Origin of the sequence: Phycobacter sedimenti, from assembly GCF_038148855.1 — a bacterium.
Classification (GTDB): Bacteria; Pseudomonadota; Alphaproteobacteria; order Rhodobacterales; family Rhodobacteraceae; genus Phycobacter; species Phycobacter sedimenti.
Map to the genome: position 1 here is coordinate 50,250 of NZ_JBBVGR010000002.1, position 21,794 is coordinate 72,043.

The 21,794-nt window shown below is 60.6% G+C and carries 18 protein-coding genes; 17 read left to right on the forward strand and 1 reads right to left on the reverse strand.

The features are described 5' to 3' along the window. Nucleotides 1-504: 504 nt before the first annotated feature. From AADA15_RS03295 to AADA15_RS03345, 11 genes are all read left to right on the forward strand, one after another. Nucleotides 505-1,092 carry a heme NO-binding domain-containing protein gene (locus AADA15_RS03295; protein ID WP_341640123.1) on the forward strand — a complete coding sequence of 196 codons (588 nt, stop codon included), beginning with the start codon at nucleotides 505-507 and terminating at the stop codon, nucleotides 1,090-1,092. Beyond that, nucleotides 1,089-2,099 (forward strand): diguanylate cyclase domain-containing protein, encoded by a 1,011-nt coding sequence (locus AADA15_RS03300; RefSeq protein ID WP_341640124.1) that lies wholly within the window; start codon nucleotides 1,089-1,091, stop codon nucleotides 2,097-2,099. Before AADA15_RS03295 ends, AADA15_RS03300 begins: the two co-directional genes overlap by 4 nt. A gap of 363 nt (nucleotides 2,100-2,462) precedes the next feature. Next, the gene (locus AADA15_RS03305; protein WP_341640125.1) at nucleotides 2,463-4,517 is read left to right on the forward strand and encodes a molybdopterin-dependent oxidoreductase; all 2,055 of its coding nucleotides are present in this window, start codon (nucleotides 2,463-2,465) and stop codon (nucleotides 4,515-4,517) included. A 103-nt stretch (nucleotides 4,518-4,620) separates the two neighbouring features. Next, a complete protein-coding gene (gene pdxR / locus AADA15_RS03310) occupies nucleotides 4,621-6,051 on the forward strand; it encodes a MocR-like pyridoxine biosynthesis transcription factor PdxR (RefSeq protein WP_341640126.1) in 1,431 nt (476 codons plus the stop codon). A 173-nt stretch (nucleotides 6,052-6,224) separates the two neighbouring features. After that, nucleotides 6,225-6,989, forward strand: coding sequence for an SDR family NAD(P)-dependent oxidoreductase (locus tag AADA15_RS03315; protein ID WP_341640127.1), 765 nt, complete (start codon nucleotides 6,225-6,227; stop codon nucleotides 6,987-6,989). 13 nt (nucleotides 6,990-7,002) lie between these two features. Continuing rightward, a complete protein-coding gene (locus tag AADA15_RS03320; protein ID WP_341640128.1) occupies nucleotides 7,003-7,770 on the forward strand; it encodes a crotonase/enoyl-CoA hydratase family protein in 768 nt (255 codons plus the stop codon). Nucleotides 7,771-7,786: 16 nt separating this feature from the next. Continuing rightward, nucleotides 7,787-8,257, forward strand: coding sequence for a MarR family winged helix-turn-helix transcriptional regulator (locus AADA15_RS03325; RefSeq protein ID WP_341640129.1), 471 nt, complete (start codon nucleotides 7,787-7,789; stop codon nucleotides 8,255-8,257). Between the two features lie 3 nt (nucleotides 8,258-8,260). Then, nucleotides 8,261-10,075, forward strand: coding sequence for a feruloyl-CoA synthase (locus tag AADA15_RS03330; protein ID WP_341640130.1), 1,815 nt, complete (start codon nucleotides 8,261-8,263; stop codon nucleotides 10,073-10,075). 13 nt (nucleotides 10,076-10,088) lie between these two features. Continuing rightward, nucleotides 10,089-10,961 (forward strand): amidohydrolase family protein, encoded by an 873-nt coding sequence (locus AADA15_RS03335; RefSeq protein WP_341640131.1) that lies wholly within the window; start codon nucleotides 10,089-10,091, stop codon nucleotides 10,959-10,961. A 1-nt stretch (nucleotide 10,962) separates the two neighbouring features. Then, on the forward strand, nucleotides 10,963-11,427 hold the full coding sequence (locus AADA15_RS03340; RefSeq protein ID WP_341640132.1) for a DUF3237 domain-containing protein: 465 nt from the start codon (nucleotides 10,963-10,965) through the stop codon (nucleotides 11,425-11,427). 3 nt (nucleotides 11,428-11,430) lie between these two features. Then, on the forward strand, nucleotides 11,431-13,032 hold the full coding sequence (locus AADA15_RS03345) for an acyl-CoA dehydrogenase family protein (protein WP_341640133.1): 1,602 nt from the start codon (nucleotides 11,431-11,433) through the stop codon (nucleotides 13,030-13,032). Nucleotides 13,033-13,057: 25 nt separating this feature from the next. Here AADA15_RS03345 and AADA15_RS03350 read toward each other — a convergent pair whose 3' ends face one another. Continuing rightward, entirely contained in the window at nucleotides 13,058-14,704 is a 1,647-nt protein-coding gene (locus AADA15_RS03350) for a hypothetical protein (RefSeq protein ID WP_341640134.1), read from the reverse strand. Between the two features lie 465 nt (nucleotides 14,705-15,169). Here AADA15_RS03350 and AADA15_RS03355 point away from each other — a divergent pair, with 465 nt between their 5' ends. The 6 genes from AADA15_RS03355 (at nucleotide 15,170) to AADA15_RS03380 (ending at nucleotide 21,792) form a co-directional block, all read left to right on the forward strand. Continuing rightward, complete coding sequence (locus AADA15_RS03355; protein ID WP_341640135.1) at nucleotides 15,170-15,535, forward strand: response regulator; 366 nt, start codon at nucleotides 15,170-15,172, stop codon at nucleotides 15,533-15,535. 4 nt (nucleotides 15,536-15,539) lie between these two features. Next, the gene (locus AADA15_RS03360; protein ID WP_341640136.1) at nucleotides 15,540-17,591 is read left to right on the forward strand and encodes a chemotaxis protein CheA; all 2,052 of its coding nucleotides are present in this window, start codon (nucleotides 15,540-15,542) and stop codon (nucleotides 17,589-17,591) included. A gap of 9 nt (nucleotides 17,592-17,600) precedes the next feature. Continuing rightward, entirely contained in the window at nucleotides 17,601-18,083 is a 483-nt protein-coding gene (locus AADA15_RS03365) for a chemotaxis protein CheW (protein WP_341640137.1), read from the forward strand. 17 nt (nucleotides 18,084-18,100) lie between these two features. Further along, nucleotides 18,101-20,311 carry a HAMP domain-containing methyl-accepting chemotaxis protein gene (locus tag AADA15_RS03370; RefSeq protein WP_341640138.1) on the forward strand — a complete coding sequence of 737 codons (2,211 nt, stop codon included), beginning with the start codon at nucleotides 18,101-18,103 and terminating at the stop codon, nucleotides 20,309-20,311. Between the two features lie 20 nt (nucleotides 20,312-20,331). Further along, a complete protein-coding gene (locus tag AADA15_RS03375; RefSeq protein ID WP_341640139.1) occupies nucleotides 20,332-20,865 on the forward strand; it encodes a chemotaxis protein CheW in 534 nt (177 codons plus the stop codon). 69 nt (nucleotides 20,866-20,934) lie between these two features. After that, nucleotides 20,935-21,792 carry a CheR family methyltransferase gene (locus AADA15_RS03380; RefSeq protein ID WP_341640140.1) on the forward strand — a complete coding sequence of 286 codons (858 nt, stop codon included), beginning with the start codon at nucleotides 20,935-20,937 and terminating at the stop codon, nucleotides 21,790-21,792. Nucleotides 21,793-21,794 lie beyond the last annotated feature (2 nt).

Below are 21,794 nucleotides of genomic sequence, written 5' to 3' on the forward strand. Positions count from 1 at the left end.
CGCCGGATTCGCCGCTGCAACGCGTGGCGCGCAGACAGGAGGTCGCCCTCGGCTCTGCTCCGCAAGCCGCAGAACTCCCGTTCCGTTACTCATCCGGCCTCCATGGCGCAAGGGGCATGAAGCGGCCCCGCCGGGCGGCCTTCCAATGCTTCCGTCCAGCCTGTCCGGATCTCACGCCAAACGGCCAGGTTGACGTGCGCAAATGGAAGTCGGTATCATCCGGCTCTGAACGCTCCACTCACGACTGATCTGCGGCGGCCGATTTTCATCTGACAGGTTGGCCTGTCCAAGATGAGGCGTTGCTCATCGCCGTGGGATTTCAGTACTATCCGAATGATCTGAACTGGTTTGCCTCCTGCGAGCAGATCTTCATGTCTTGGGAGCGACACAAAGGAGTATTTCAGTCTGGCAGGCCGACCTGCTTGCATGAATTTCGCACATGTTGGGCGTTTATTAACAAAGAGGCCCCATTAGTGGGACACGGTAAGGAAAAGGGGCCAAGTGATGCATGGTCTGATCAACAGGGCAATTCAGGCTTTTGTGACCAGTACCTATGGCGGGGACCGTTGGAACGAGGTCATGGATCAGGCGGGTCTCGGCTTTCGCGAGTTCGAGGCCATGCTCACCTATACCGATGAGCAATCCAACAAGATGCTCTTGGCCATGGAGAAGGTCTTGCAACGTCCCTTGCCCGAAATGCTTGAGGATATGGGGACTTTCCTGGTCTCGAACCCGCAAGTTGAAGCGCTGCGCCGCCTGCTGAGGTTCGGCGGGGTAAACTACGTCGAGTTTTTGCATTCCCTTGATGATTTGCCAGGGCGGGCGCGTCTTGCTGTATCGGATCTGCATCTTCCGGGGCTGGAACTGTTCGAACAGGCTCCAGGCCAGTTCGAACTGGTGTGCCAGCCTGGCCTGCCCGGTTATGCGAACGTGATGATTGGTGTCCTGCGCGCCATGGCCGACGATTACGGCGATCTTGTCATTCTGGATTACGCCGGCCCGCAGGATGGTGCGGAAGTGATTTCCATCACCCTTGTGGAACGCGAGTTCGCCGAGGGGCGAAGTTTCGATTTGGGGGCGCATTCGTTATGATGACAGGCCAGCAGCTTGCTGCCATCGCGGATCACATTTGCCCGATGTATGCGATCGTCGACGCAAGGGGGCGTATCCTGCGCGTTGGACCGACGCTCCGAAAACTGCGACCGGACTTGAAATGGGAAGGGCGGCGCTTTTTCAGGGTGTTTGATTTGTCCCGCCCAAGACGCGTCCGCTCGATGGAGGATCTGGTGAACACCGCCGGATCCAAATTGCATTTGCATTTTCGGGACACGCCGCAGACCAGCCTGAAAGGGGTCCTCGTTCCGCTGCCCGAGGGGCAGGGTGCCATCATCAACCTGTCGTTTGGTATTTCGGTCCTTGAGGCTGTCCGGGACTACGATCTGACAAGTGCCGATTTCTCGCCGACGGATCTTACGATCGAGATGCTGTATCTGGTCGAAGCCAAATCCGCCGCGATGGAGGCCTCCCGTCAGTTGAATCTGCGTCTTCAGGGCGCAAAAATCGCGGCAGAGGAGCAGGCATTTACCGATACCCTGACCGGTTTGAAGAACCGGCGCGCGATGGATCATATTCTTGAGCGCCTGATCAACAGCGGTCGAGACTTTGCCCTGATGCATCTGGATCTCGACTATTTCAAACAGGTCAATGACACGCTCGGGCATGCCGCTGGGGACGCGGTCCTGCAGCATGTGGCGCGTGTCATGGTCGATTGCACGCGCCAATCCGATACGGTTGCTCGGGTGGGCGGTGATGAATTCGTGCTCATTTTCAACGATCTTCGCGATGAGCGTCAGCTTGACGGTCTGGCCGAACGATTGATCGCCGAGCTTGAGGTGCCCATTCCCTACGGCGGCAAGGAGTGCAAGATCTCGGCAAGCGCAGGGACAACCCTGTCGGTCTGGCACGAAGGCACGGTTACGGCGGCGCAGATCCTGAATGAGTCGGATATTGCGCTTTACGCGGCCAAAGGGTCGGGCAGGGCGCGCCATTGCTTCTATAAAAAGGGCATGGAAAAAGACGTTCTGCCGCAAGGGGCATGAGCGGGATCCTCGTGACCTGACGTCGGCGTCCTCCGCCACAACCCGCTTTCTTTGGGGCGTTGGGCTGAGTGATCGCAAGGTTGACGCAGGTGCCCGGCAGCGCCCTTGGCGGCGCGGCGCAATGTTCTGTGAATAGCTTCAACGGTCGTTTCGGACACTGGTCATGGCCGCGATTGCATCGTCCTGCGGCGCGGGCAGGGAGGGTCTTCGTGCGGCAGAGCGGTTGAAGACGTGCAGGATCCAACCGGGGGCTCCAGAGGATAGCCGCCATATTGGTCTGTTCATATTATCCGATTTTGGACGTTTTTTCTGACCCAATTAAGCGTGTATCTGGTCTGTGACACTCTTAATTCAGAGGCCAGAATGACCGATCCTTCGCCTGCCATGTTGCACCCAAGCGTGTGCCCGCTCGACTGCCCTGACACCTGCAGCCTGTCGGTCCAGGTCCAGGAGGGAGAGATCATCGGTGTCAGAGGGTCGCAGGCCAACCCGTTCACGGCAGGGGTCATCTGCAACAAGGTGGCACGTTGCTTTCCCGACTATGTGCATGGCAAGGCGCGGCTCCGCCACCCGTTGAAACGCACCGGGCCGCGCGGGTCCGGACGCTATGCGCGGATTTCATGGGACGAGGCGCTTGACCGCGTCTACGAGGGGTTTTCAGGTGCGATCGCCCGACATGGCCCGCAATCGGTGCTTCCGCTCAACTATGCGGGGCCTCATGGGGAGCTGGCGGGCGCTTCCATGGATCGGCGGTTCTTCTACAGGATGGGGGCAACTCTGCTGGATCGCGGCCCGCTGTGCGGCGGCGTGCGCGGGGCCGCTTACGAAAGCCTTTTCGGACCTGTTCCCGGTATGCCGCCCGAACAGGCGCTGCATTCGGATCTGATTCTTGTCTGGGGCAACAATGTAACCGTGTCCAACCTGCATTTCATGCGGGTTGTGAAGCAGGCTCGTGCCGCAGGTGCCCGGGTTGTCGTCATCGACCCCAAGCGGATCAAGTTGGCCGAACAGTGCGATCTCCACCTGCCGCTGCGGCCCGGGACGGATGTGGTTCTTGGTCTTGGTCTAGCGGCCGAGCTGGAGCGGCGCGGTGCTCTGGATGCGGATTTCATCGCAGAATGGACACTTGGCATTGAACCTTACATGGCTGAGGCGCGCGGCTACACGCCGCAAAGCGTGGCGCAGATCTGTGGTCTTGATGTTGACGATGTCCTGAGACTTGTCGATTGGATTGCAGGAGCCAATTCCATGGCGAGCGTGTTCGGGAATGGCATTGAGCGCACACGTTCCGGTGGGGCGGGGCTGCGCGCGGCCATGGCGTTGAACGCGCTGACAGGCCATCACGGGCGGCTTGGGGCGGGGATCGTAGCCAAGTCTGGCGCCGCAGCCCCCAAGACATCCGATCGCCTGCAGGGCACCCACCTCAAGCGCCCCGGCACCCGATGCTTCAATATCGTGGATGTCGCGGCAAAGATGCTCGACCGGGAGCTGGAGCCGCCCGTGTCTGCGGTGATGATCTTCAACCACAACCCGGTGGCGACACACCCGGATCAGGAGCGGATGATAAGGGCCTTGATGCAGGAAGAGATCTTCGTCGTCGGCTCCGATGTGGTGATGACGGATTCCATGGCGTTCTGCGATGTGATCCTGCCTGCCGCCAGTCATTTCGAATATGATGATATCTACGGGGCGTATGGGCAGAATTACCTGCAGCGTGCCGCGCCGGTGATCGCACCGGTCGGGGAAAGCCTTCCCAACACCGAGATCTTCCGTCGGCTTGCCGCGCGGTTCGGCTATGCAGAGGAGGCGTTCAGGCACAGCGATCTTGAACTGATCGATCAGGCCATGGACGCATTGAGCCCGGTATTTGCGGGCAAACGGCCCAGTCAGTTGCCGCTGGACAGGGCAATCGAGCTGAACGCGGGCGATGGTGCACCGCTTGTCCTGTGCCGGACGGTCGTGCCAAAGACACCGTCCGGGCGGATCGAGCTGTTCAGCCAGAGCCTCGAAGACCGCTTTGGCTGCGGTGTGCCGCGCTATGCGCCTGCGCCGCAGGACATGCCTTTGGTCCTGATCACTCCCAGTTCCGACAAGCGCACCAATGCCACCTTTGGCCAACATGCCCTTTCTGCCGGAATGGAAGTCGTGCAGGTGCATCCGGCAGATGCCGAGGCCCGCGGCCTGAAGCATGGGGAGGTGGTGACCCTTTGGAATGCACAAGGGGAGGTCGGCGTCGTCCTTGAGCTGACGACCGCGACCCGCCCTGGCGTGGTCTACAGCCCCAAGGGCACCTGGCTTGCCTCGTCGCAGACGGGCCGGACGGCCAATGTCCTGATCCCGTCTGATCTGCGCACCGATATCGCCGATGGAGCCTGCTACAACGAGACCTTTGTCGACCTCAAAAGGGCAGAGCCGTAGTCGACCACCGAGCGGCACGCGCGGCGTTGTTATGATTGAAGCGCGGCTCTATGGTGGTGCGGGCCTGTCCTTCAAGGCTTCCTGCAACAGAAAAGGTCGGGCGATGTCGAAGACTGCCGCGCTTGATGAGCAGAACATTTCATCTTTGGCCTTCGCGCTGGATCGCGAGAATACCCTGCCGCTGTTCGAACAGATCTGCGTGGCGCTGCGCCAGAAGATCGTCGCGGGTGCCCTTCCAGAGGGGCTCCGATTGCCCGCGACGCGCAACCTCGCTGTCGAACTTGGGGTTGCACGCTCAACGGTGGTCTCCGCTTACGAACAGTTGGTGGCAGAAGGCTATATCTCGGGGCGCCGGGGGGCGGGCTATATCGTCTGCGCCATAGGGCAGGTCGAGATGCCGCAATCTGCCCCGAAGATCCTTCATCCCATTGAGGAAACCTCCCATGCGCCGCGGCCCTTCAGTGGGGGAGAGCCGGACATGCGCCTGTTCCCCTATCGGCAATGGGGGCGGTGCGTGGCCCGGATCTGCCGGGTTTCTCCCGAGGCCCTGCTGGAAGGCGGCTCGGTGCTGGGCAATGCTGCCCTCAGGCGATCCATCGCGGCCTATGTGGCGGACTGGCGTGGTCTGTCTGTCGGCCCTCATCAGGTGATCATCACGGCCGGGGCCGGGGATGCGCTGGAGCTGTGCCTGCGTACACTCACGCAGGCGGGGGATGCCGTGGGGCTTGAGGATCCCGGATACCGTCCCTTGCGCCGGATCGTTGAGCGGCAGGGCCTCGTGCGCAGTTCCGTGCCGGTGGATGACCTGGGCGCCTGTGTGCCGGCTGACAATGCGGGCGTAAAGGCCGTGGTGCTGACGCCATCGCATCAGTTTCCGCTCGGCGGTGCGCTGGCGCCTGGGCGTCGGCTGGAGTTTCTGGAGTGGGCCAGACGGACTGGAGGCTGGGTTGTCGAAGATGACTACGACAGCGAGTTCCGCTATGCCGGCCGTCCCATTCCGGCAATGACTGGATTTGATGGCCTGAACCGGACCCTTTATGTCGGCAGCTTCTCAAAGACCTTCTCCAATCGATTGCGTATCGGGTATCTTGTCGCGCCTGAAGCTTTGCTTCCGGCTTTGAAGGACGGTCTGCGTCGTACTGGCGCCCGCGCCAGCGCGATGCCGCAACAGGCTCTGTCTGAGTTTATCGACAGCGGGGAGTTCTATCGCCATCTGCGGCGGGTGCGGCGCATCTACGCCGAGCGCCGCAGGCACCTGCTGTCGCGCCTTGCGGCAGAGTTTTCGGACTTCGGCCATGCGCCGGATCACGGCGCGGGCATGCAGATTGTCTTCCATTTGAGGCCGGGTCTCCGTGATGCGGAGATCTGTGCCCGGGCAGAGACCGCAGGATTGGGCCTGCAGCCCTTGTCCGGTTTCGCGGTCGAGACGGGTGGATTGAACGGCCTTGTCCTTGGCTGCTGTCACATGCAGGAGCAGGAGATCGACCTTGGGTTGGCGCATCTGAGCCGAATTCTCAATGAGCGCTCGGGGTGAAGCAGCTCGAATCAGCTGGGGTCGGCAGCATGAGATTGCGCTAGAAACACGCATTTTCTGAAGGTTAGGGGCACCAAAAAATTCCCTTTGCGAATTTAGGTACTTGGTATAACTATCTCAATATAGATATGCTGGATAACGATGATGGCTGTTATCCAATTGGGAGGGCATCGATGAACATCGACGGACATGTGGCTTTGGTCACAGGCGCTGGCAGTGGCCTTGGCGCCGCGACAGCGCGACATCTTGCGGCCAAAGGGGCCAAAGTCGCCATTCTGGATTTCGACATCGAGCGGGCCAAGGCGGTTGCCGCCGAGATCGGCGGCATCGCGCTGCAGGTTGACGTCAGCGACTCGGATGCCGTTGGCGCCGCGGTGGACAGCGCAGTCGAACAGCTGGGCAGCGCCCCCCGCATTGCTGTCAACTGCGCGGGCGTCGGCATGGCGGCGCGGATCGTCGGGCGCGAAGGGAAGCTCTCTTTCGACGTTTTCGAAAAGACGCTGCGGGTGAACCTTTTTGGCACCTACAACATGATGAGCCACGCCGCCCGCCGCATGGCCGAGCTGGCCCCGCTGGCAGATGGTGAGCGCGGCGTGATCATCAACACCGCCTCTGTTGCCTATGAGGATGGCCAGCTTGGGCAGGCGGCCTATGCGGCCTCCAAAGGTGCCATTGCCTCCATGTGCCTGCCTGCGGCGCGTGAGTTTGCGCAATCCGGCATTCGCGTCGTGGCGATTGCACCGGGCCTGTTCCAGACCCCGATGATGGAAGGTCTGCCCGAAGAGGTCTCTGCCAAGATCACCGTCAATATTCCGTTCCCCGCTCGTCTGGGTGCGCCCGAGGAATACGCGCTCCTGGCCGAGCAGATCGTGACCAATCCCTTCCTCAACGGAACAACCATCCGGCTGGACGGCGCCGTGCGCCTGCCGCCGCGCTGAAGGATATTCGCAGATGAGCGACCCCATTCTGAAGATCGAGATCGAAGACAGCATCGCCACCTTGACGATGAACCGCCCGGACAAGCGCAACGCCATGTGCGAGGAGCTGCTGGAGGCGCTGGATGCGTTCTTTTCCGCGCCACCAAAGGAGGTGCGTGTCGTGATCCTGACCGGCACCGCAGGGCATTTCTGCTCGGGGCTGGACCTGTCGGAACATGTGCACCGCTCGGCCGAGGATAACCTGTACCATTCGCGCCAGTGGCATGGGGTGATGGAGAAGATCCAGTTCGGCGGCTTGGCGGTGGTTTCGGCCATGTTCGGGGCGGTGATCGGCGGTGGGTTGGAACTCGCGACCTCGACCCATGTGCGCATCGCCGAACCTTCGACGATCTTCCAGTTGCCCGAGGGGCGGCGTGGCATCTTCGTGGGGGGCGGCGCCACCGCGCGGGTGGGGCGTATCCTAGGTGCAGACCGGATGACCGAGATGATGCTGACGGGGCGCAAATATGACGCAGAAACCGGCGTTGCGCTGGGCCTGGCCCATTACGCGGTTGGCGAAGGCGAGGCGATGGAGCTGGCACAGACGCTGGCCGGAAAGATTGCCCGCAACGCGCCCCTGTCAAACTACCTGATGATCCAGTCCATCGCGCGCATCACCGATATGTCGCAGTCCGATGGGCTGTTCACTGAATCCCTGGCCGCCGCCCTGTCGCAGACCACCCCCGACGCCGAGGAAGGCCTGCGCGCCTTCCTTGAAAAACGCGCGCCAAAGTTCCGGTGATCCGATGAAGAAAGCAATGTCCGATCCCGATATGCAGCACCGCTCCGCAGAGGTCAGCGACGAGACCCTGCGCGGTTTCATCGGGTATCACATGAAACGCGCCTTCAACGTGCTGCAGGCGGATCTGACGCAGACGCTGAAGCCTTTTGAGCTGCGCATGCTGACCTATACGGCGCTGACGCTGATCGTGGACAATCCCGGCCTGCGCCAGTCACAGCTGGCAGATGCCATGGATGTGGAGCGGCCCAATCTGGTGATCGTCATCGACGAGCTGGAGCGGCGCGATCTGATCGTGCGCGACCGGGAGCCGACCGACAGGCGCGCCTATGCGCTGCGGGTCACGCTGGCCGGGCGGCAGCTTTATGAAAAGGCCTTTGCCGCGATGAAAGACCACGAGAAGCGGATGCTTGAGGGGCTGGACGCAGAGACCTGCAAGACGGTCGTTGCCGCCCTTGAGGCGATCCAGAAACACCAGGTGAAAGGATAGACCATGAAACGGACCAAGACCTTTCTACCCCATTCGGTCAACCGCGAGGACCGGTCTGATGGCGCGATCCTGCTGCGCTCGGACTATGATTTGGGCCCGGTGACAGACCGCACCGGAGACTGGCTGCATCGCTGGGCGGATGAGGCCCCGGACCGTGTGTTCCTGGCCGAGCGCAGTGGCGCGGGCTGGCGGGAAGAGTCCTATGCGGAAACGCTCCAGCAGGTGCGTGCCATTGCTGCCTCTTTGCTGGCGCGGGGCATGGGACCCGAGACACCGATCCTGATCATGTCCGGCAATGGCGTTGATCACGGGCTGTTGTCGCTCGGCGCGCAATATGCCGGTGTTCCGACCGTGCCCGTGGCGGAGCAATATTCCCTGATCCACGGCGCCCACGGACGTCTGCGCCACGCGATCGAGCTGGTGCGCCCCAGGATGGCCTATGTGGTCGATGCGGACCAATACGGCGAGGCGCTGAAGCTGGATGCCCTTGAGGGTGTCGAGATCGTCGCCACCCGCACTGGCGGCGCCAAGGTCACGCCTTTCGCGGACCTGCTGAAAGGCGATGGGAGCGTCGATGTCGATGCGGGCTTTGCTAGGGTGACGCCCGATACCGTTGCCAAGATCCTGATGACCAGCGGGTCGACCTCAAACCCCAAGGGGGTGCTGACCACGCAGCGGATGATGTGCGTGAACCAGACCCAACTGGCCGACAGCCTGCCGTTCCTGCGCGCCCGCCCGCCGCGCATCGTGGACTGGCTGCCCTGGAACCACGTCTTTGGCGGCTCGCACAATTTCAACATGATGCTGGCCAATGGTGGCAGTTTCTACATCGATGACGGCAAGCCGGTGAAGGGCCTGTTCGACCGCACCGTGGAAAACCTGTCGATGGTGACGGGAAGCCTGGTGTTCAATGTGCCCATGGGCTTTGCCATGCTGCTGGAGGCGCTGGAAAAGGACACGGGGCTTCGCCAGAGGTTCTTTGAAGATCTGGACATGATTTTCTATGCTGGCGCGTCCCTGCCGCAGGAGGTCTGGACGGGTTTCGAGGCCATGGCGATGGAGATCAAGGGCGAGGTACCACTGATGACCTCCTCCTGGGGGCTGACGGAAACAGCGCCTGCGACGATGATCCAGCAGGAGCCGACGGAAAGCTCTGGCGTGGTGGGCGTGCCCATGACCGGTGTGACGCTGAAGCTGATCCCCGACGAAGACATGCGCTGCGAAATGCGCGTCAAGGGACCCAACGTGATGCCGGGCTATTTCGAAGACCCGGAAAAGACCGCCGATGCCTTTGACGAGGAAGGTTACTTCATCACCGGCGATGCGATGGTGTTCGTCGACAAGAACGACATCAACAAGGGCATGCGGTTCGACGGGCGCATCTCCGAGGACTTCAAACTGCTGACCGGCACCTGGGTGCGGGCTGCGGGCCTTCGGATCGAGATGCTTTCGAGCCTGGCGCCGCTGGCCGCCGATCTGGTGGTGACCGGTCAGGACAGGAACGAGATCGGCGTGATGATCTTCCCCAATCGCGAGGCGATCGAGGCAGAGGGCTACACCCTTGAGGAAGATCGCGGCGCATTGGTCTGTCCGCAGCTATTATCCGAGATCCACCACCGGCTGAACGAACGGGCCGGGCGCATTTCCGGCTCTTCCACGCGGGTTGCACGGGCGATTGTGCTGGCCGAGCCGCCCTCCCTCACCGATGCTGAGATCACAGCCAAGGGCAACCTCAACTTCCGCAAGGTGCTGATGCGCCGCGCAGATCTGCTGGAGCGGCTTTATGACGACGCTGCCAGCGGCATTGCGAAACTCTGACAGGAACAAAACGATGGTAGATTTTTCCAAGGTCCGCGCGATCGACATCCACACCCACGCCGAAGAGCCCTGCGGCTGCCACGCCGATGATGGCTATGATGAGCTGCAGGCCACCATGGCCAACTATTTTGGTGCACCCTGGCAGCATCCGCCGACCGTGCCGCAGACTGCGGCCCACTACCGCGAGCAGAACATCGCCGCGGTGATCTTCCCGGTCGATGCCGAGCGCGAAACCGGCTATCGGCGCTACAAGAACGAGGAAGTCGCCGAACTGGCGGCGGAAAACGACGACGTGCTGATCCCCTTTGCCAGCATCGATCCGCACAAGGGCAAGATGGGCGCCCGCGAGGCGCGCCGCCTGATGAAGGATTTCGGCATCAAGGGCTTCAAGTTCCATCCCACCATGCAGGGCTTTTACGCCAATGACCGCATGGCCTACGACCTTTATGAGGCCATCGCCGAAGAAGGCGGGATCGCTCTTTTTCACACCGGCCAGACGGGCGTCGGCAGCGGCATGCCGGGCGGCAATGGCATGCGTCTGAAATACTCCAACCCGATGTATATGGACGATGTGGCGGTGGACTTCCCGGAGATGAAGATCATTCTGGCGCATCCCTCTTTCCCCTGGCAGGAAGAGGCGCTGGCCGTGGCCCAGCACAAGCCCAACGTCTATATCGACCTCTCGGGCTGGTCGCCCAAGTACTTCCCTGAAATCCTTGTGAAATACTGCAACTCGATCCTGAAGAAGAAGGTGCTGTTCGGCTCTGACTGGCCTATGATCACGCCGGAACGCTGGCTTGCGGATTTCGAGAAGATCGCCATCAAGGACCACCTGCGCGAAGACATCATCAAGGGCAACGCCATGCGCCTGCTCGGGGTCGACTGATATGGAGATCCCTGCGCCGCAGCTGCGCCATGCCTTCCGCCTTCGGGTAGAACTGGGTGCCCCGATGGAACTGGGGCAGGGCCGGGCGGGCGTGCGGCGCATCATACCAATCATCGGGGGCAAGGCCCTTGGCCCCGATCTGACCGGCGAGGTGCTGAACCTCGGGGCTGACTGGCAGACCATCTATCCCGATGGCGCCGCGCATCTTGATACGCGCTATGCGGTGAAAACCGAGGACGGCGCGGTGATCGAGATCGTCAATGTCGGCAGCCGCCACGGCCCTGCGGATGTGATCGCGCGCCTCGCCAAGGGTGAGGATGTGGATCCCTCCAGCTATTACATGCGCACCGCCGCGCGGCTGGAGACGGGCGACGAGCGCTATGCCTGGGTCAATCACATGCTGTTCGTCTGCTCCGGCATACGCCGCGCCTCTGCCGTGGAAATCGACTATTACGTTGTGGAGTAATCCATGAAGCCATTTGTTGCGCCGGTTGAGGACATCCTGTTCACGCTCACTCACGTGGCAGGCGCAAGGGAACTGCCGCGTTGGGATGTGGAATTTGTCTCTGAGGTTGCAGGCCATTTCGCAGCCTTTGCTGAGGGCGAGATTGCCCCGCTGGATGAGTCGGGTGATCTTGAAGGGTGCACGCTGACAGAAGGCCGCGTTGCGATGCCTGCTGGCTTCAAAGATCTTTACCGCTCTTATGCCGAACAGGGTTGGCCGGGCCTCACCATCCCCGAGGAATTCGGCGGGCAGGGCATGGGCGCGATGATGCTGGCGATCACGTCGGAGATCTTTTCCGGCGCCAATCATTCTATGCAGATGGTCACGGGATTGGTGCCGGGCGCCGCGCGCACCCTTTTGCGGTTCGGCACGACGGACCAGCAGGCGCGCTACCTGCCGTCTCTGGCATCTGGCGAAACTCTTGCCACCATGTGCCTGACCGAGCCCGGCGCGGGCTCGGACCTGTCCCGTGTGCGCTGCCGCGCGATACCCGATGGGGACAGCTGGCAGATCAGCGGTGAGAAGATCTTCATCTCCGGCGGCGATCAGGACATGAGCGACCAGATCCTGCATCTGGTGCTGGCGCGCACTTCGGACAATGGGATCAAGGGCTTGTCGCTGTTCCTCTGCCCCTGCACCCGCCGGGACGGCAGCCGAAACGGCGTTACCGTCACCCGGATCGAGGAAAAGATGGGCCTTCATGCGTCACCGACCTGCCAGCTGGCCTTTGACGGCGCCGGGGCAGAGCTGATCGGCGCCGAGGGGCAGGGGCTGATGGCGATGTTCACCATGATGAACCACGCCCGCGCCGATGTCGCCCTGCAGGGTGTGGCCCATGCGGCCCGCGCCCATGATGTGGCTTCATCCTATGCGGCCGAGCGTCAGCAGGGGCGCGGCGCAGATGGGCGGCCCGTTGCGCTGGACGGTCACGCGGACGTGCGTCGCATGCTGGACGAGATCGACGCCGCAGCCCTCGGTGCGCGCGCCATCGCGCATCTGGCTTTTGTCACCATGGAGCGGGGCGACACCCCAGATCTGGTGGAGTTTCTGACGCCATTGGCCAAGGTCAGCGGCACCGAGGCCGGTATCCGTGGCGCCGAACTGGGCATGCAGGTACTTGGCGGCTATGGATACCTTCGCGAATACCGTCTGGAGCAGACCTACAGGGACGCCCGGATCTGCGCGATCTACGAGGGTGCAAACGGCATTCATGAACGCATGCTGGCCACCCGGCTGTTGGGGGGCGCGTCCGCGGAGGCCTTTGCGACCTTCCTTGCGGGCGAGAGTGCCGGTGAAGTTGCTGCCGCTCTGGAGGGATGGCACGCGGCGCGGCAAATCCTGCTGCGCCAGGATGACCCGGCCCCCTTTGCTCATGAGTTTTACCTTCTGACGCGCGATACACTCCTGACGGCCGTGTGGCATCGGATCGAGGCGTCGGCTCCGCACCATTCGCAGCCAGAGCGGCTGATCCGTGTCGCCAGGGCGCAGCTGACCGCTCTGGCAGTGCGGCGTGCCGGAGACTTGACGCTTCTTTCAGCGCGGGTAAAAAACCTGGCTCACGCCTAGCAACGGGTTCAGGCTGCGGCGGCCTTCAAAAGAAGACGTCGTCCAGATCATCGTCATCAGCCGGCGCGACTGCCGAATATGAAGCAGGTTCCGTGCCGGGGTAGAGCGTGCTATGGACGTGTCTTTCGTCATCCATACTGTATGAGTTCCACACCTCTGACAGAACCTCCTGCGATGGCGGTTCTGGGTTGTCCACCTGCTCCAGCAGCGTGGCCATGTCGTTCAGCTCTTGCGAGATGTGCTCCACATCCTGCATGCAGTGGATTGCGTCCTGAACCTGCTCCAGCAGTCTTGACGTTACGGAGACGGCCGCGTTTCGCAGCGCATCAAGCTGATCAAACCGCTTCTGCCCGGTCGCGATTTCACCCTCGTATTGGGTAATTGCCTGTTCCAGCGCGGTGCCTGTGTCCATCAGCTCCTGTATGCCGAAAGCGGCGTTCTGGGCCACGGAATCCAACTCACGCTGACTCGCTTTCACGGCGGTCAGACACTTGTTCGCCGTATCGCGCACCTCGAAGGAGAGCGTCGACATGGCATGCCTTGCCTTTTGGGACCGCGATGCCAGCAGGGAGGAGTTCATCGCCGAATACGCCACTGCCCGCGAATTGTCCTCAAGCCGTTTGAAATTCTGCTTGGCGGCTGCGATCATGTCGGGCAGGGCTTCGGCGTCCTTGAAGGTGGAGCGAAGCGCCACGCGTATCTCGGAGAAACGCGACACGATTGACTGAGCGGTCTGTCTGCGCGTTTCCAGGCTTTGTTCGATCGAGTCGGCGATGGTGCCACTTGCGTAGATTGCGGTGCCTTCGCGCCAGATCGAAAGCAGCACCTGCATCGTTTGGGAGACCTCTTGAGCGACGGCTGTCACATCCCTGGACAGGCTGCGCGCCTGCGCTGCTGCCAGGGTTTCAAGATTGCTTCCAGGGCGGTTCAGCATGGCCGCAAGATGGTCAATCCGTTGTGCAAGCCGGTCGGAGAACTGAACGGCCGTCACAAAGGCATTCATGTGCCGATTGGTTCTGCCGACCAGGTCACGGGATGTATCTGCAATACCCTGTGCAGCGGTTTGTTCTTTCTGCTGCAGTTCGCTGATCTGCTGCGCCCTGTTCTGGACGATCGGCAGCAGGCTGTAGATGTGGTTTTGGGCCGACATGCAGCTGCTGATGCTAGCAGCCTCGCGCTCGGCGAGATTGTCCAGCGTTGACAGGACCGTTTCGGATGCCTCGCGGATCACCAAAGCGATCTTGGCAAGATCACCGACATATTCGATGAAAGCCGAAGTGCCGTAAGAGGCGGCAGTTGTTTTTGTCAGGGTTGCGATCACCGACAGGGTTTGGCCATGCCGGTTTATGTCCGCCAAGAGCCGCCCCACTTCGCTTTGGCTGCTGCGTGCGTCTGTGTCGGTATGGGTTCTGCAAAAGGTCTCCAGCGCGGCGTGCATCGACTGGATGTTGTCGTACAAACGCTGCAATGGATCACCGCTCTTGTCGGGGTCTCCTGCCGCCAGGCTTGCAAAGCTATCCAGATCTGAAAGGGCTTTGCCTTGCAGATCACGCACCTCGGACAAGCAGTCAATCAAACGTGAGAATGCGCGCGTTCCTTCCCCGGACAGCCTTTCGGCCTTGTCCGGCAGCGCAAAGAAGGGTGCCTCAGGTTGTAGCGTTTTTGTGCGCATTTTTTGGGCGTTTTTCATTGTTTTGCGTTTGGTTAATGGTGCGATGTGTTCGATTTGTTCTTTGTTGCACAAATTTCTGAACTCTGAGTGAAAATGATTCATTGAATTTTTTATATGACGGCGATTTTCATTAATCTAAATTTCATAATGATACTGCAATTTTTAGCTCATAAAATCCGGTTTGGCGAGCAAGATCATGAATGCAGTTTCGGGATTCGTTGTATCTCATGACATAAGTCCGATTTCCGCAAAGGTGGAGCAATCCGCTCTTCTTGAGGCAATCGGAGGCGGTGATGGAGCAAAATTCCGTTTGGAAATAAGCGATAAGGAGGCAACGCAGGTTGCGCTTCAGCTGTTGTTTTCCGGAATCCGTGAATTGCGGGAGCGTGGCGTTTCATTCGAGGTCGGACCGATCGCGTCAAGTCTAATAGAGCGAAGCCATTCCGAAATAGAGAGGCCAGGGAAATGACAAAAACGATCCTTACAATCGACGATAGCAAGGCCGTTCGGGATATGATTTCGTTCACGCTGGAGCCACAGGGTTTCAGGGTGGTGGCGGCCGAGAATGGTGCGGATGGGTTGCAGAAACTGCGCGCAGAGCGCCCGGATCTCGTAATTACGGATCTGAACATGCCTGTCATGAACGGCATTGATTTCATTTCAAATGCCCGGCGAGATGCAGCCGGAGCGGGTGTCCCGATCGTGATGCTGACCACCGAGTCGTCTCCGGACATGAAAGCAAAGGGAAAAGCCGCCGGCGCGACGGGTTGGATCAACAAACCCTTCGACACGGCAAAGCTGATCGCTGTGACAAGAAAGCTTTTGGGTTGAGGCTATGATTGAGCAGGCGACCGAAGCATTCGTTCTGGAGGCACGTGAGTTACTGACAGAGCTGGAGACCCTGTTCCTTGAACTGGAAGACGAGGTAAGTACGGCCAGAATTGATGAGATCTTCCGAGCCTTGCACACGGTCAAAGGGTCGGGAAGCATGTTCGGCTACACGGCCTTGTCACGCTTCACCCACCATTTTGAAAACGCCTATGACCTTGTCAGATCCGGGCAGCTCGTGGTCGAACGCGGTCTGATCGACCTGTCGCTGTGCGCCCGCGATTTGATGGTATTGTTTCTGGATCTGGGCGGTGACGGTGCGGAGGCCGAAGCCCTGTTGGTTTCCGAGGACGCAACGCGCATCGTCAGCCAACTGTCTGGTCTGACCTGCCAAGGCAGCGACGGGGCGGCGTCTGGACATAGGGATGATCATGCCGTCGAGCGGAGCGAGCCCTCCCGCCCGCAGGCGGAGCAGGCAAGCCCGCGGAAGTTCCGCATCAGGTTTCGCCCGGCAGTTGATGCCCTGCGCAATGGCATGCGCCCTGACCTTCTCGTAAAGGAATTGGCGGATCTAGGCAGGATTTCGGTCGAACTGGAAGTTTCGGCGGTACCGCGCCTGACCGAACTAGATCCTACGGATGGATTGATCGGGTGGGTCGTGGAGCTTGAAACGCCCGAAGGTCGGGAGGCGATCGAGGATGTCTTCATTTTTGCGGACGATGCGGATCTGTCCATCGAAGCGATCGGCGACGAAGTCCCCGCCTCAGGAGAACTGACCGCCCCGCAGGCAGAGGCCGCCAAGCCGGCGCTTCCGGTCGCAGCGCCGGATGCAGTGGCGCCTTCGCAGCCGACGAACACTGCCAGGCAGACCTCGGCGGCAAAATCCGAAAGCATTCGCGTCACCTCGTCCCGGTTGGACGACATGATGGATGCCCTTGGCGAACTCGTGATTGCCCAGGCCCGGCTCGAGGCGGTCTGCGAAGAGGTCGGAAACCCGACGCTGGAAACCGTGGTGGAGGACATGCAGCGCCTGGTGATGGGGCTGAGGGATGCGACCCTGTCGATCCGAATGCTGCCGGTCGAATCCGTCTTTGGCAAGTTCCGGCGCGTGGTACGGGATCTATCTGCCGATCTGGGCAAGGATGTGCGCCTTCTGACCGAGGGGGGCGAAACCGAGATCGACAAGAATGTCATCGACCGCATCAGCGAGCCCCTCGTGCACATGATCCGCAATTCCATCGATCATGGGCTGGAAACCGCACAGGAGCGGGCCGAACTGGGAAAACCCTCGCAGGGTACGGTCTGGCTTTCGGCGTGCCAGGAAGGTGGAGAGATACTGGTTTCGATCGAGGACAACGGAAAGGGTCTCGACGCAGAAGCGATCCGGAACCGGGCCGTTGAACGGGACCTGATCAGCGCCGAGGCAGACCTCAGTGACCAGGACTTGCATCAACTGATTTTTGAGCCCGGTTTCTCAACCGCAAAGGTTGTCTCGTCGGTATCGGGGCGTGGCGTCGGTATGGACGCGGTGAAGACGACGATCGATGCGCTGGGTGGCAGTATCAATGTCCTGTCGCGGGCCGGGCAGGGGACCCGGATTACCCTGCGCCTGCCAGTGACAATGGCCATTATCGACGGTCTTCGGGTCCGTCTGGGAGAGTCCGTCTATGTCATCCCGCTGTCTGCGGTGGAAGAATGCGTCGAAATGGACGAGGCGGAAAACGCGCGTGACAGCGGGCGGTCGTTGATTCAGATCCGCGACGAGACCGTACCTTATCTGGAACTGGACAAGCTGTTCGGGCAGGAAGCGCGCCCCGAGGAAGGGCGCCGTGTCGTGGTGGTGCGGGTCGATGGGATGCGGGCCGGCCTGATCGTGGATGACATCCTCGGACAAGGCCAGACGGTCATAAAGGGGCTCAGCATCTACCACCGCGATATCCCGGGGCTTGGGGGGGCAACCATTCTTGGGGACGGTCGCGTGGCGCTGATTATCGACGTCGCTACGCTGATCCGTTGGGCTGAAACGCGCCGGGGCCAGGGCCCCAGGAAGGCAGCTTGAGAGGCGCAGATGAAAAACAAGGACATGGATGTGACAAGTTCCGATCTCTTGCTGATCTTTCGCCTCGAAGGCGAAGCCTTTGCGCTGTCGGTGAGCTGGGTCCATGAAATCCTGGATGCCCAGCCCTGGGCACCGGTCCCGAATTCGGGCCCCTTTGCGCCGGGTCTGATCAATGTACGCGGCGCTGTGGTGCCGGTGATCGACATCCGGTACCGGCTGGGGCTGCCTCCGGCCGGGCCGGACCTGACGGGACGCATGATCGTCTTCGAACATGTGATCGACTGTGTCTCGCACAAACTGGCCTTCAATGCGGACAGCGTTGAACAGGTCATCGAATACGATCTCTCTTCGCTCGAACCGGTCCCTCCTCTGGGCACCTCGTGGCCGCAGGACTGCCTGCGCGGTGTTGTCCGCCACGACGAGGAACTGGTCATTCTTCTTGAAACCGAAACAACCTTTGCGCCGCCTACAGAACCCTTTGTGGCAGCCTGATACCTGGAGACCTTGGCATGCATATGACTATCAAGAAAAAATTGATCGGCGCCTTTGCCATCGTTCTGATCCTGATGAGCGGTCTGGCATGGGTATCGATCACCCGTCTGGCCGGATCGCATTCGGACCTCGAGCACCTTGTGAGCGTGACATCCAAGAACGCTCTGATTGCGGCAGAAATGGAGGCAGATTTCATCGAGATCGAAGCGGCACAGGCCGAGATGATACTGGTCCGGGGCGATGCAGAGCTGGATGTCTTTGATCGCAAGATAAAAGAGCGACTGGCAAGCCTTCAGGCGCATCGTGCGGCTTTGGAGGAAACCTCCGACAATCAGGTGCGCGCGCAGCTCAGGGAACTGGATGCCGCGTTTGATCGCTATGCGGAACTGGAAGGGCAGATTTCCGAGCTACTCCACACCGACAGCGAAGGGCGTGCACTGGCCATGTCTCAAGGTGAGGGCCATGAGGCTTACACGCGCTTCCTTGCCGGTCTTGAACGGCTTGAAGGCGCCCTGCCGTTTGGAACGTCCACTGCCGGTGGAGAAGCAGCCGGTGTCCGAAACGGCCTTCTGCCGGTGAGAAATGCCGTGAGTGCAGCGCGCATTGCAGAACAGTCTGCCCTGATGCAAAAGGACCCGGCAGAGCGCAAAGCTTCCATGGAGACCGTCGAAAAGCAGTTGGCGCAAGCCGTAGCCGCTCTGGACACATTCCGTCGCACCAACCGCCAGGCAGATCCCGCGGCCGTCTCTGATGTGAGCGATGTTCTGGCTGAAATTCAGAGCAGATCCGGCGAAATTGCTGCGCTCGCGCTGTCAAACACCACCGGGCAAGCAGTCGACCTCTTTTCGGGGCCAGTGATGTCCCTGATTGCGTCCTCAAAGGCCATCCTGGCGGATATTGCCCAGCATAACATCGATGCCATGCAGGCGGAAACCCAACTGTCTGCAGAGCACTACACCACGGCCCGTAACACGCTGCTGACTGTTGCCGCCGTCGCCATAGTGGTCGGTCTGACGGCTGCGATCCTGCTGGCGGTGTCCATAGGACGGGGGCTGGACCGGGCCACCGCCCTGGTGCGCAAGGTCGCGGCCGGGGACCGCCGCGTGGACACCTCTCACGTATCGCGTGACGAGATCGGCGATCTGATGAACGAAATGAAAAAGATGAATGATGCCCTTGGCGAGATGGCGAATGCAGCAGAACGGATTTCCGACGGGGACCTGACCGTCAAGGTAAAGCGCCGTTCTGACTACGATGGCCTTGGCATCGCCCTGGAGAAGATGATCGAAAAACTGCGGGAGGTCATGGAGGGGGCGACGGTCAGCTCGGCCGCGGTGGCCGACAGCAGCCTTGCCATGAGCGCAACCGCCGAACAGCTCAGCCAGGGGTCCACCGAACAGGCCGCTGCTGCAGAAGAGGCAAGTGCCGCGATGGAGCAGATGACCGGCAATATTCGCCAAACGGCGGACAATGCGGCTCAGACCGAAAAGATTGCCGTGCAGTCCTCCAAGGATGCCGCCGAGAGTGGTGCGGCCGTTGCGGAAGCCGTGACAGCCATGAAAACGATCGCCGAGAAGATCAACATCATTCAGGAAATTGCCCGTCAGACCGATCTTCTTGCGCTGAATGCGGCGGTCGAGGCAGCCCGTGCCGGCAACCACGGCAAAGGCTTTGCCGTGGTTGCCTCCGAGGTGCGCAAACTGGCCGAACGCAGTCAGCAGGCCGCTGCAGAGATTGGTGAGCTGTCTGGCAAGACGGTATCCGTCAGCGAGCGGGCCGGGGAAATGCTTCAATCGCTCCTTCCCAGCATTCAGCGAACCTCTGATCTGGTGCAGGAAATTTCGGCTGCAACGCGTGAACAGAATGTCGGGGCCGATCAGATCAACCTTGCCATCCGCGAGCTGGATGCCGTGATCCAGCAGAATGCGGCCTCGGCAACCGAAGCGGCCTCGGTGTCACAATCGCTGGCAACACAGTCCGATCAGCTGCGCGGCCTGATTTCCTATTTCGATCTGGGAACGAAGATGGCCGGATCCTCACAGCGGGCAACATCCGGGCACATCCCGACCGGGCAGAGCCAGTCCTCGTCGCCGCGGATGTCGATGGCGCGCCCGCAGGCTGAGCGCGCACGTCCGGCTGCACAGGCCGAAGAGGGCGGGTTTGCGCTGGATCTGGGGCCGGAAGAGCTTTCGGACGCCGAGTTCGAACGCCATCAGGCTGCGTCCTGAAGGCAGAAAAGGAAACAGCCATGAGGGTCGAAGCGCTACGCGGAGAAATCGTTGCGGACAGCCGGGTCGAGGATGAGGCCGAGGAGGGAAAATCCTCATCGGCCACCTACCTGATGTTCCAGCTTGGGCAACGCATCTTTGCGGTGGATGTCCGCTGTGTTCGGGAAGTCTTGGCGGTTTGCGAGATCCTGCCACTTCCCAATGCGCCGCCTGACGTGGTTGGGGTAATCGACCTCAGGAACCAGGGCATTGCGATCGTTGATCTGGCATCCCGTCTCGGGATGGCATCAGCATCGTCGAAGGATGCAAGGATCGTCGTTTTCGAAATTCCCAAGGGTGCCGAAATTGTATCGCTGGGAGTGGTCGCGGACCAGGTCTTGCGCGTGCATGAGGTTGCGGATGAAGACGTTGAAGCCGTGGCACAAACTGGGGCGGATTGGCAGGGTGACGGGGTGAAGGGCATGATCAGAACCGAGGATGGACTTGCACTTGTTCTCGGGATCGAGCGTTTCCTGACCGTCTCTGACACTGCGGGTGAATATGATTTCGAGTGATCTGCGGCGCAGTGAGTTCGGGCGTACCGTGCTGTGACAGTCAACCATCAACAAGACTGGACAAGAGGCATGAAAACGGTGAGCCCTGTCTTGCAGCTGACCGCAGAGGATTGCCGCTTTCTGGCGGAACGCGCCTTTGCGGTTGCGGGGGTAAAGATCGATCCCGGCAAACCGGATTTTTTCCAGTTGCGGATTTCCCGCCGTTTGAGAGCGCTTGGGCTGGACTGTTTCGACGAATACATCCGAATTCTGAAATCGGATGACGCTGGCTCCGAAACCAGGTGTCTGGTCGAGGCTTTGACTACACACACCACCAGTTTTTTTCGCGAAAACCATCAATATGACTGGTTGAAGGATGAGGGGCTCAACCGGCTTGGGGCATCCGGCGTTGGGTTCGATCGCCCGCTTGTGGTCTGGAGTGCGGCGTGTTCCACTGGCGCTGAACTGTGGTCGGCGGCCATGATCCTTGAGGATGCCTCACATCAACCCGGTGGACTGCGCAAATACCAGCTGGTCGGTACGGATATTTCTCGGCCGGTGTTGAAAAAGGCAAAGGGCGCCACCTACACCGAGACAGAAGTCGAAGGGGTCGGCGCAGCGCACCGAGAGCGCTACCTGATGCGTTCGACCACAGCAACGGACCGGGAAAAGCGGCCCTACTACCGGATCGTGCCCGAGTTGCGACAGCGCGCCGCGTTCGAAGGGGCAAACCTCAGCAACCTGGTCGGGTTCAGGGATTGCGCGGCCGATGTTGTCTTCTTGCGCAATGTGCTCATCTATTTTTCCCAAGAGGTACAGGAACGGGCGTTGAACGGCGTGATCGCAAGAATGCGCCACGGGGGCATACTGATGACGGGCCACGCCGAGGTTGTATCCCCCAGACCGTCTTTGCGCATGATCGGCCCGTCCATCTACGAAAAGGTCTGATG